This is a genomic window from Clostridium tyrobutyricum, from assembly GCF_019144085.1.
In the GTDB taxonomy this organism is placed as follows: domain Bacteria; phylum Bacillota; class Clostridia; order Clostridiales; family Clostridiaceae; genus Clostridium_B; species Clostridium_B tyrobutyricum_A.
Window position 1 is genome coordinate 1 of record NZ_JAHHUY010000010.1, and the last position, 12,600, is coordinate 12,600.

Consider the following 12,600-nt stretch of genomic DNA (forward strand, 5'->3'; position numbering starts at 1 on the left):
GCACCAGTAGGACCGATATCACCAGTAGCGCCGGTAGGACCAGTGGCACCAGTAGCACCGATATCACCGGTAGCGCCGGTAGGACCGATATCACCTGTAGCGCCAGTATCTCCGGTAGCACCAGTAGGACCAGTGGCACCAGTAGGACATATTTTACATGGTGGTTGATATGGCGGTGGACATGGCCGTGGACATGGCGATTTATTTGGCTGACAAGATGGACGACATGGATTAGTACGACATTTTATTAATATATAAGGTAAATTGTTACAGCAACGACTGCTAGAATATCCTAAGTTTCCATCCATACTTATCAATGTTATACCGTAATTAGATATGAAATTAGAATACCAACTATTAACCAAGCCTGTAATGTCTATTTTTACATAATGATTTACATCTGAATTTGACACTATTGCTGTATAAGAAGTTGCCGAAATATTTGGAGCATTGTTCCAAGTAACTGTATTTTTACTGAAGTCATTTAAATTATTGCAAACAGTAATATACTGTGATGAAGATTGTAAATTATCTTTTCTAGTTACATAAAGGTATAAAGTAGCACTTTCTACTATAACTCCAGAGTTTATATAATTATCTATATCAAATTTCAGTAAAGATCTATAGGAATCATGAATATCATATTGAGAATATTCTCCTGTAAATAAAAGTGACGATGAAATAAAATTTTTATTTGGATAGGATTCTGAAATATATACATCATTAGTTGTATGAACTGTAAAAGATGTCATGAATTTTCCACCTCGTTTTTGGAGTATTATTCTATTGTATAAATATAGTATTGTTTAATTATAGTATATGAAATTTTAATCATGTATGTTCTACTAAAAATACTTTAAAATAAATTTCCGATTTTACTACAATATTTAACTTTAATCTTAAATATTAAAACTAAGTTGTATATAATGATTTCATGCTATAAATGTGAATATAATCTTATATATAAAAATTATATATAACTAATATATATTATGTATTTTAAATATAGAAGTATGTTTGATATAATATGTATGACTTACAGAGAATTGCACATATTATATAGTTATTGGAGGTAACGTTTTGCTAAAATTACTTAAATTTATCAAACCTTATAGAAAGCAAGTTATTTTAGGACCTGTATTTAAGTTGCTGGAGGCAATATTTGAAATACTAATACCAACTATTATGGTTCTGATTGTTGACAAGGGTATAAAGATTGGAAGCACTTCTTATATACTTAAAATAGGTATCATAATGTTTCTAATGGCTGCAATTGGAGTTATATGTTCATTTACATGCCAATATTTTGCATCTATAGCATCTCAGGGATTCGGGACTATATTGAGAAAAGAATTATTTAAAAAGATAGGGACTCTATCCTATGATGAAATTGATGAGTACGGTACATCTTCACTTATCAATCGTGTCACTAATGATGTAAACCAGCTTCAGCTTGCAGTTGCCATGTTTATTCGTCTTGCCATAAGAGTTCCTTTTTTATGTATAGGTGGAATTATAATGGCTACTTTTTTGGACCCAAAACTCTCAATTATAATGTATTTATCCATACCGATATTTGCATTTGCAGTTTATATGATAATGAGCAGATCACTTCCTCTCTATAAGGTAGTACAAAAAAAATTAGATAAACTTGCACTTGTACTGAGAGAAAATTTATCAGGAGTAAGAGTAATAAGGGCTTTTTCAAAAATGGAATACGAAAAAATCAGATTTAAAAAATCAAATGAAGATCAAACTGATACTTCAATAAGTGTTGGAAAGATATCGGCACTTATGAATCCAATTACAAGTTTAATAATGAATTTTTCAGTTTTGTTCATATTGTGGTTTGGAGGCATAAGAGTAAACGGTGGATTAGTTACTAGAGGAAAAATTATCGCATACATAAACTATACTACATTAGTACTTTCAGCACTTATAATTGTAGCAAATCTTATTGTCGTATTTACAAAAGCAGCTGCAAGTGCATCACGTGTGAATAAAGTGTTTGATGTAAATCCAAGTATAGAATACAATAATAGTTTTTCAGATACTAAAGAATTGATTAAAGATATAGGATCTATAAAATTTGAAAATGTATTTTTTACATATAAAAATACAAAAGAATATTCGCTTAAAGATATATCATTTTGTATAGAACCTGGTCAGACTGTTGGAATAATTGGAGGTACTGGATCTGGAAAAACAACACTTGTAAATTTGCTTCCAAGACTTTATGATGCTACAAGAGGTAGAGTCTTAGTAGATGGTATTGATGTCAGGGACTACCCTAAGGACAAACTTGGATATAAAATAGGCATGGTACCTCAAAAGGCGGTTTTATTTTCTGGAACAGTTATGGAAAATATAAAATGGGGAAGAGATAATGCGAGCTTATCTGAGATTAAAAAAGCTGCTGAAATTTCAAAGGTAGCAGAATTTATTGAAAAACTTCCATTAAAATATGAAACCAATATATCTCAAGGAGGAATTAATTTTTCTGGAGGTCAAAAACAAAGGCTTACTATAGCAAGAGCTATAGTACGTAATCCTGAAATACTAATTATGGATGATAGTTTGAGTGCGCTTGATTATGCAACTGATGCAGCACTTAGAAAAGATCTTAGAAACAATGCAAATGGAATGACAATTATTATGGTTAGTCAGAGAATAAGTACTATAAGATCTGCAGATAAAATAATAGTTCTTGATGATGGAAATATTTCAGGCATGGGAACCCATGAACAATTGTTGAAAGATTGCAGTGTATACAAGGAGATATATAATTCACAGGTTTCAAAGGAGATTAGTATAGATGAAAAAGAATAGTTTATTTAGATTATTTAAATATATTGGCAACTATAAAATATATCTGGTTATATCTCTTGTATGCGCACTTATCAGCAACGTATTAACAGCATTTATACCATTTATTGTTGGAAAGGGAATAGACAGAATTATAGGACAGGGTAGAGTGAATTTTCATGATTTATTTAAAATAATAATTATATTGGCAGTAGTTTATGGAGTAAGTTCCTTTTTCATGTGGATATTTACAATTGTAGCTAATATAATATCCTTTAGAACTGTAAGAGATATACGAAATGAAGCATTTGATAAAATTGAAAAGCTTCCTCTGAAGTATTTTGATTCCAATGCCCATGGAGATATAATGAGCAGGCTGACAAATGATATTGATGCCATTTCAGATGGACTATTTCAGGGAATTACACAATTTTATCCTGGAATTGTAACTGTGGTATGTTCTATAGTATTGATGTTTTCATTAAGTATAAAGGTGACTTTAGTTATTTTATGTATGACACCACTTTGTTTTGTTATAGCTTCTTTTATTACTAAAAGATCAAATAAGATGTTTAAAGAACAGCAAAAGACAGTAGGTAAATTAAATGGATACATTGAAGAAATTATAGGAAATCAGAAGGTAGTAAGAATTTTCGGATATGAAAAAGCCTCACAGGAAAAGTTTAATGAAATCAATACTAGACTTTATAAATGTGGTCAACAGGCCCAGTTTTATTCATCACTTACCAATCCATCAACTAGATTTGTAAATAATATAACATATGTATTGGTTGGAGTAGTTGGTGGACTTCTTTCAGTCCTAAATGGTCTTAGTGTGGGAACAATATCAAGCTTTTTAACATATTCAACTCAATTTTCTCAGCCTATAAACAATATAACCAGTGTTGCTACACAACTTCAAGCTGCTCTTGCATCTTGTGAAAGGGTATTTTCAATTATTGATGAAGTTCAGGAAGTAGATGATTCAAAAAATACTAAAGAGATTGTCAATTGTAATGGAAATGTAGATTTTCAGAATGTATTTTTTTCGTATGTAAAGGAAGTACCCCTCATAAATAATTTTAGTGCAGACATAAAAAAAGGAAATACTATTGCAATTGTTGGGCCTACAGGTGCTGGAAAAACTACAATAGTTAATCTTCTTATGAGATTTTATGATATAAATGCAGGAAATATAATGATAGATGGAACCAATATATATGAAATGAAAAGAAATAATCTTAGAAGATTATTTGGGATGGTTCTACAGGATACATGGTTGTTTGAGGGTACAATAAGGGAAAATATAAGTTATGGAAAACAGGAAGCTTCACAATATGAAATTGAAAAAGCTGCAAAAGCAGCATATGTTCATAATTTTATAAAGAAACTTCCAGAAGGCTATGATACTGTTATAACAGAAGCAGGGTCTAATCTTTCAGAAGGACAAAAGCAGTTATTGACTATAGCAAGAGTTATGTTAATAAATCCACCTATGCTCATATTAGATGAAGCAACTAGTAATATTGACACGAGAACTGAGGCAAAAATTCAGCGTGCTTTTAATACAATGATGGATAGAAAAACAAGTTTTGTAATAGCACATAGATTATCTACCATACGTAATGCAAATATTATATTGGTAATGAACAATGGTGAAATAGTTGAACGAGGAAATCATGAAAAATTGTTAAATAAAGGTGGATTCTATGCCAAACTTTATAAAAGTCAGTTTGAAAGTAGATAGAGTTATTGAAATATTTGAGAAAATAAAATATAATAATTCATGGTTATATAAAATTAATATTAAATTATGAGGAGTATAATAAAAATGAGACAAGTTTATAAAAATCCAAATGAATTGGCAAGTAGATTGAGAGATTTAGTTGAGTCATATTTTGATGACTTGATAGATCAAGATAAATTAGAAGAATCAGTTAAGACTATAATAAGCGCCAATGAAGACAGAGTTTATAAAAATGGATTTATGCCGACTAGACTAGTTAATGCAATAGGTAGGGAAAGAGCAGATGTTATAGATAATATATATAAAAAAATGAACTGATTTGCATATTCAAGCACTTAATTCCTATTGTAAAAGTGAATTAAGTGCTATTTTTCTAGTAGTTGAATTATAATATCTAATGATATAAAATTACATTTATAGTCTTCATGTGGAATAATATGAAAATATAAGGGGGAGTTTAGTAACAATGAAAATTTTAGTATATAGTTATAGAATGGATGAAGCTGAGTATTTTGAGAAGTTTAGTAAAAAATATAATGTTGAAATTGAATTGAGCAAAGAAGGACCAACTTTAGAAAATGTAAGCTTGGCAAATGGATTTGATTGTATAAGTATTATTACAACGTCAGTTGATAGAAAATTAATGGAAAAATTTCATCAAATTGGTGTGAAGTTTATATCTACAAGAACAATTGGATATGATCATATAGATATTAAAAGTGCCAAAGAATTTGGTATTCATGTTGGAAATGTAACATATTCACCAAATAGCGTAGCTGATTATACTGTTATGATGATACTTATGTTATCAAGAAAGATCAAAATTATTATGGAACGAAGCAATGTACAGGATTATTCATTAAAGGGCGTTCAAGGAAAAGAACTACAGAATTTAACTGTAGGTATTATTGGAACGGGAAGAATTGGAAAAACAGTAATAAGACATTTAAGTGGATTTAATTGTAAAATGTTGGCCTATGATATATATAAAGATAAAAAATTAAATCAATATGCTGAATATGTTGATTTAAAAGAACTATTTCAAAAAAGTGATGTTATTACAATGCATGTACCAGCTACAAAGGATAATTATCATATAATAAATAAAAATTCTATAGCATTGATGAAAAATGGAGTATTTATTATCAATACAGCCAGGGGTTCTTTAATAAATACAAATGATTTAATTGATGGCATAGAAAATAAAAAAATTGGGGGAGCAGCTTTGGATGTTATAGAAAATGAATCAAATATATACTATAATGATCTGAAAAGTCAGGTAATTACTAATAGGGATTTGGCCATACTTAAGTCATATCCTAATGTTATTGTTACACCTCATACGGCTTTTTATACTGATCAGGCCGTAAGTGACATGGTTGAAAATTCTATTCTAAGCTGTACTTTATTTGTTGAGGAAAAAGAAAATCCATGGGAAGTTTATTAAATGAAAATATTTCTCAATAAAGGGATAAAGATTTTATATAAAATACGATAATTTAACTAACACATATTATATTTAAAGGAGTGAATTTAGAATGAATTTCACCAAGAAGTCAGTATTTCTTATCTTTTTAATGGTCATGATTCCTATAATAATTTTTTCAATAGTGACATTTAATCAAGTTTCAGTACCAACAATTTCAATAATGCTTTTCATAGGAGTTATTTCCAGCATAATAGGAGCGGTTCTATTCTCCAAAAAAATCTTATCAACGGAAAACATTCAAAAAAACTCAGATGAAAATTCCAATGCTCATTTACAAGAATTCACAGAGAATTTAAATTCTCTGGCAAATAGTATAAATGAAAACATACATAACGTAATAACCTTTTTTGGAGAATTAGAAGGTGAGTTGGGTGAAACGGCAGGAGAAATAGAAAACATATCAGCAAGTATGGAAGAAAATTCTGCATCTGCAGAAGAAATAGCTGCATCTTCAGGGGAAATGGGAAATGCAGTAAATGACATATCAGACAAGGCAAAGGAAGGTTCAAAATTTTCAAAGGAATCTTCTAAAAGGGGTAAAGAACTTCAAGTTACAACACAAAAATCACGTGATAGATCAAATACTATGTATTCCAATATAAAAAAGGATATAGAAAGTGCTATAGAAGAGAGCAAATCCGTAAATGAGATAAACAAGCTTACACAGGCAATAATAGATATTACAGAACAGACTAATCTTTTGGCTTTAAATGCATCTATAGAAGCTGCAAGAGCAGGAGAAGCGGGAAAGGGATTTTCTGTAGTAGCAGATGAAGTAAAGGAACTTGCAAAACAATCCGGGGAAACTGCAGGTAATATAAAAGTGATAGTTGATTCTGTAGTTGATTCTGTAAATAGACTAGTAGAAGGTTCTAAAAGTGCATTAAGTTATATATCAACTGAAGTTTCACAGGATTATGACAAATTTGATGAAGCCTCCTCAAGATATTCCAAAGACTCTAATAACATAAATGAATTTATGAACAATTTCAGTGCTTCATCTGAGGAATTAAATTTATTTATTGGTGGGATAGTAAAAGTCATAAATGAAATGGCACAGAATTTTACAGACGGAGCTAATAATATGCAGGGTATATCTGAAAAGAATACCAAACTGATTGAAAATTTAAATACTGTTAAAAACAAGATGAATGAACTAGATGAAGCTGGTTCACAGATAGTACAGATTATTGAAAAAGTTAGTAAATAATATTAAAGACATATTGACAAAGAACAAATAATTGTTAAAATAAAATTAGCACTCAGTTATTATGAGTGCTAATAGAAACACTGATTCTTAAATAAACTACATCAATACTATAGAGATGTAGTTTTATTGAGGTTTTTACATAAAAAAATACAAAATATTTATTTATAGAGAAGGGAAATGGTACAATGTCTACAAAACAATTTAAAGCAGAGTCAAGAAGACTGCTTGATTTAATGATCAATTCAATTTATACAAACAGAGAAATATTTTTAAGAGAACTTATATCCAATGCAAGTGATGCAATAGATAAAAGCTATTACAAGTCACTTGTTGATGAAAATGTAAGCTTTAATAAAGAAGATTTTTATATTAGAATTACTGCAGACAAGGAAAAAAGAACACTTACAATTACTGACACAGGTATAGGAATGACAAAGGAAGAACTTGAAAATAATCTTGGAACTATTGCAAAGAGTGGCTCTCTTTCTTTTAAAAACGAAAATGAAATAAAAGATGGAGTAGATATAATAGGACAATTTGGAGTAGGATTTTATTCTGCTTTCATGGTATCTGACTTAGTTACTGTAAAAACTAAATCTATAGATTCAGATGAGGCTTATAAATGGGAATCAAAAGGTATAGAAGGTTATAATATTGAACCTTGTGAAAAAGATTCAGTAGGTACTGAAATTGTGTTGAAAATCAAAGAAAATACTGAAGATGAAAAATATGATGATTTTCTTGAGGAATATAAAATCAGGGAGTTAGTTAAGAAGTATTCTGATTTTATAAAGTATCCAATAAAGATGATGGTAAAGAAGAGCAGACCTAAAAAGGATAATGAAAAAGAACATGAGGACTATTTTGAAGATGAAACCTTAAATAGTATGGTACCAATTTGGAGAAAAAATAAAAATGAATTAAAAGATGAAGATTATAATCAATTTTATATGGATAAGCATTTTGGATATGAAAAACCATTAAAGGTTATCCATTCGAAGGCTGAAGGAATAGTAAGTTATACTACGCTATTATTTATACCAGCCAAGGCTCCTTACGATTTTTATACAAAAGAATTTGAAAAAGGATTGGAACTCTATTCAAATGGAGTTTTAATAATGGATAAGTGTGCAGATTTATTGCCTGATTATTTTAGCTTTGTTCAAGGTTTGGTTGATTCTGCAGATCTTTCTCTTAATATATCAAGAGAGCTTTTACAACATGATAGACAACTTAAAGTTATTGCTAAGAGAATAAAAGACAAAATTAAGAGTGAACTTCTTTTGATGTTTAAAAAGGATCGTGAAAAATATGAAGAGTTCTATAAAAACTTTGGAAGACAGCTTAAATATGGGGTTTATTCAGATTTTGGAGCCAATAAGGAAGTACTTCAGGATTTATTAATGTTCTATTCTTCTACTGAGAAAAAACTTGTAAGTCTTGATGAATATGTATCCCGCATGAAAGATGATCAGAAATTTATATATTATGCAGCGGGTCAAACTTTAGAAAAGGTTGAAAAATTACCTCAAACTGAATTGGTCAGAGATAAGGGATTTGAAATATTGTATTTTACAGATGAAGTTGATGAATTTGCTATTAAGATGCTTATGAAATATAAAGATAAGGAATTTAAATCAGTTTCAAGTAAAGATTTGGGTTTTGAGTCTGATGAAAAAGAGAGTAAAAAAGAAACTGAAGAAAACAAAGAACTTTTTGATTTTATGCATGAAATACTTAAGGATAAAGTTAAAGAAGTTAGAGCATCAAATAGATTAAAGACACATCCGGTTTGCCTTGCAAATGATGGAGATATGTCTATCGAAATGGAAAAGGTACTTAATATGATGCCAAACAACCAGAAGGTTAAAGCCGATAAGATTTTGGAAATAAATACTAATCATGAAATGTTTAAGGCTATAAAGAAAGCATTTCAGGAGGATAAGGATAAACTTAAGATGTATTCAAATGTGCTTTACAATCAGGCACTTCTTATTGAAGGTCTTTCTGTAGATGACCCGGTGCAATTTGCAAATGATGTATGTTGTTTAATTAAATAATAAAATGAAATAAATCGGACTAAAACACCCGCAGAACTGCTATAATAGTATCTGCGGGTGTTTTTATACATAAAATTAATAATATTATTTGCAAATAATTTGTATATAATATAAAATTATGGAATAACATCTACATTTTTAAGAAAACAGTTTAGAGGTGAAATATATTGGATGAAAAAAACAAACTTGTATCAAGTAGTAGATTATTCTTTGTATTTTCTGTAATTGTTCTGATTTTAATTACTATTATGTGCAGATTGTACTATATTTCTGCAGTCCATGGAGACAAACTAAAATTAATGGCTGAAAAACAATGGGTGGACAAGACTCTGATAAAACCAACAAGAGGAGAAATATTGGATAGAAACTATAATCAATTAGCAACCAATGAACCTTCTTCAAGAATTGATTTGGATTTAAGAACGTTAAAGCAATCTTTAAAAGATAAAAATATTGGTATAGATACTCTTGAAAAGCAGCTTTCAAGTATATTGGGAATGGATAAAAGCAATATTGATAAAATTATGAATTCAAACGACGAATATTCAGCATTAAAAAGAGGAATATCTAGTGAACAAGCTAAAAAAATACAAAACTTAGGTATCAATGGAATAGTTATTTCTTCTGATACTAAAAGATATTATGTTAATGGTAATTTTTTATCTCAAGTTCTCGGGCATACTAATTCTGATGGACAAGGATTAAGTGGAGTAGAATTAATGTATAATAAATTACTCACAGGTACTCCGGGAGTAAGTATATCAGAAGTAGATAATAAAAGGGAAGATTTACCTTATAATCAGGCTACATATACAAAACCGATTGATGGAAAAGATCTGGTTTTAACAATAGATGCAAAACTTCAGCTGTTTGCAGAAAAAGCAGCAGACACTGCTCTTAAAACAAATAAAGCAAAAAGTGTTACTATTACAATAATGAACCCTAAAAATGGAGAAATACTTGCCATGGTAAATAAACCTAGTAATGATCTTAATTCATCTAACAATTCAGAAGATTTATGGAAAAACAATGCAGTGCAATGGGCGTTTGAACCGGGATCAATATTTAAAGCAGTTACATCTGAAGTAGCACTTGAAACTAGTAAAAGTTATGAAAATCAGGAATTTTTGTGCAATGCCAGTGTTTCTATCGACGGTAATTCAATATATAATTGGGATAAGGCCGATCATGGTATGATGAACCTGCAGGGTATACTTAAGAATTCTAATAATGTAGGTTTTGCCAAGCTTGGAGTGCAACTTGGAAAGGAAAATCTTTATAGCCATATAAATAAATTTGGTTTTGGAACTAAAACAGGTATAGATCTTCCTGGTGAGTCATCTGGTATAGTAAAAAATGTTAAAGACATTAAAAATTTGGATTTAGCAAATACTGCTTTTGGACAAGGTATAGCAATGACACAAATTCAGTATATGTCTGTATTTAATGCAATAGCAAATGGTGGAAAGTGGGCTACACCTCATATTATGAAAGAAACTGGAAACTTTAATAAAGGTAATGAATTTGTAGGAGATAGCAAATTTAATGATACTAAAGCTAAGAATATAATGGATAAGGATGTCACAACAACACTTAGGGGATATCTCGAAAAAGTCGTTTCAGATGGTGTTGGCAAAAATGCTTATGTTGAAGGGTGTAATATTGCAGGTAAAACTGGTACTGCACAAAAAGCATATGCTAATGGAGGAGGATATGAACCGGGAAAATATGTTTCATCTTTTGCAGGAATGGCTCCATATCAGAATCCTAAAATTACTTTAATTATATCTATAGATGAACCAGATGCTTCAAATTATTATTCTGCACAGACAGCAGCTCCTGTAGCTAAAGAACTTTTTAGTGAAATTTACAACTATACTGACTATATATATAATAAATAGAATTATGTAGTTAAATTCAAAAAATAGCTTGATTTTTATAATCAAGTGTGATAATATAATAAAGAACTTAAATGAATCGTAAATAATGAAACACGGATATATTTCAATTAGCACGTATATTAAGTATGTTAAGATCGAAATTTTATTTGGTTTATTATTACAAAGAGTTTAAGAAAATAAAATTTCGGAGGTATGTATTATAATGAGTGGTACAGTTAAATGGTTTAATTCAGAAAAAGGTTATGGATTTATTACAGGAGAAGACGGAAAAGATGTTTTTGCACATTTTTCTCAAATAAATGTAGATGGATATAAGACACTTGAAGAAGGTCAGAAAGTATCTTATGATGTAGTTGATGGACAAAAAGGACCTCAAGCAGAAAATATCAGCATTCTTTAATTAACCTGAAATAACTCGTTGAGTAGAATATTTACTCAACGAGTTATTTTTATGGCAATATTTTATTAATATATAGGAGGTGAAGTTCATTTTGAAAATAGGTTCACATGTTTCCATGAGTGGAAAAAAGATGCTGCTTGGTTCAGTAGAGGAAGCGCTATCATATGGATCAAATACATTTATGGTCTATACAGGAGCTCCACAGAATACTTTTAGAAAGCCAATAGCCAATTTAAGAATTGATGAAGCAATAGATAAGATGAATGCTGCTGAGATTGATGAAATAGTAGTTCACGCTCCCTATATAATAAATATGGGAAATAGTGTAAAACTACAGACTTTCGAACTTGGTGTAAATTTTTTGAGAGAAGAGATAAAAAGAACCAGTGCCATGAAAAAGGCAGATAACATTGTATTGCATCCAGGAGCACATGTCGGAGCGGGAATAGATGCAGGTATAAATAAGATTGTAGAAGGCTTGAATGAAGTTATTACGAAGGATCAGAGGGTTAATATAGCTCTTGAGACTATGGCTGGAAAGGGATCTGAGTGTGGAAGAAATTTTGATGAACTTGCTAGAATTATAGATGGAGTAAAGTATGATGAAAAAATTACAATCTGTCTCGATACATGTCATATTAATGATTCAGGTTATGACGTGGTAAATGATTTTGATGGTATACTGAATCAATTTGATCATATAATTGGTTTGGATAGATTAAAAGTAATTCATCTTAATGATAGTAAGAATCCTAGGGGCTCCAGAAAAGACAGACATGAGATGATAGGATTTGGCAATATTGGTTTTGATGCACTTTGCTATATAGCAAATCATGATGCTTTAAAGAATATACCTAAAATTCTTGAAACACCATATCTTTTAAATGACAGAGGGGATAAAAGACCTCCCTACAAATATGAAATTGCCATGCTTAAGTCAAAAGTGTTTAACTCTAATATAAAAGAAGATATATTTTCATAATTTCAA

Annotated in this window: 10 protein-coding genes; 9 read left to right on the forward strand and 1 reads right to left on the reverse strand. The window is 30.0% G+C overall.

The features are described 5' to 3' along the window. On the reverse strand, positions 1-752 hold a 752-nt coding region (locus KM800_RS15625; protein ID WP_217812322.1), incomplete at its 3' end, for a DNRLRE domain-containing protein. Between the two features lie 328 nt (positions 753-1,080). Between KM800_RS15625 and KM800_RS06265 the strand changes: the two genes are divergently transcribed. The 9 genes from KM800_RS06265 (at position 1,081) to KM800_RS06305 (ending at position 12,594) form a co-directional block, all read left to right on the forward strand. Then, complete coding sequence (locus tag KM800_RS06265) at positions 1,081-2,829, forward strand: ABC transporter ATP-binding protein (RefSeq protein ID WP_217812323.1); 1,749 nt, start codon at positions 1,081-1,083, stop codon at positions 2,827-2,829. Then, complete coding sequence (locus tag KM800_RS06270; protein ID WP_217812324.1) at positions 2,816-4,552, forward strand: ABC transporter ATP-binding protein; 1,737 nt, start codon at positions 2,816-2,818, stop codon at positions 4,550-4,552. The genes KM800_RS06265 and KM800_RS06270 overlap by 14 nt, the downstream gene beginning before the upstream one ends. An 84-nt stretch (positions 4,553-4,636) precedes the next feature. Further along, positions 4,637-4,870, forward strand: a complete 234-nt coding sequence (locus KM800_RS06275) for a TIGR04540 family protein (RefSeq protein WP_217812325.1) — start codon at positions 4,637-4,639, stop codon at positions 4,868-4,870. Positions 4,871-5,018: 148 nt separating this feature from the next. Further along, positions 5,019-5,999, forward strand: a complete 981-nt coding sequence (locus KM800_RS06280; protein ID WP_217812326.1) for a D-isomer specific 2-hydroxyacid dehydrogenase family protein — start codon at positions 5,019-5,021, stop codon at positions 5,997-5,999. A 91-nt stretch (positions 6,000-6,090) separates the two neighbouring features. Then, the gene (locus KM800_RS06285) at positions 6,091-7,251 is read left to right on the forward strand and encodes a methyl-accepting chemotaxis protein (protein WP_217812327.1); all 1,161 of its coding nucleotides are present in this window, start codon (positions 6,091-6,093) and stop codon (positions 7,249-7,251) included. Between the two features lie 185 nt (positions 7,252-7,436). Further along, positions 7,437-9,311 carry a molecular chaperone HtpG gene (gene htpG / locus KM800_RS06290; RefSeq protein ID WP_217812328.1) on the forward strand — a complete coding sequence of 625 codons (1,875 nt, stop codon included), beginning with the start codon at positions 7,437-7,439 and terminating at the stop codon, positions 9,309-9,311. Between the two features lie 167 nt (positions 9,312-9,478). Then, positions 9,479-11,212 (forward strand): penicillin-binding transpeptidase domain-containing protein, encoded by a 1,734-nt coding sequence (locus tag KM800_RS06295; RefSeq protein ID WP_217812329.1) that lies wholly within the window; start codon positions 9,479-9,481, stop codon positions 11,210-11,212. A gap of 202 nt (positions 11,213-11,414) precedes the next feature. Next, a complete protein-coding gene (locus KM800_RS06300; protein ID WP_254906478.1) occupies positions 11,415-11,612 on the forward strand; it encodes a cold-shock protein in 198 nt (65 codons plus the stop codon). A gap of 91 nt (positions 11,613-11,703) precedes the next feature. Beyond that, positions 11,704-12,594, forward strand: a complete 891-nt coding sequence (locus tag KM800_RS06305; protein ID WP_217812330.1) for a deoxyribonuclease IV — start codon at positions 11,704-11,706, stop codon at positions 12,592-12,594. Positions 12,595-12,600: the final 6 nt, after the last annotated feature.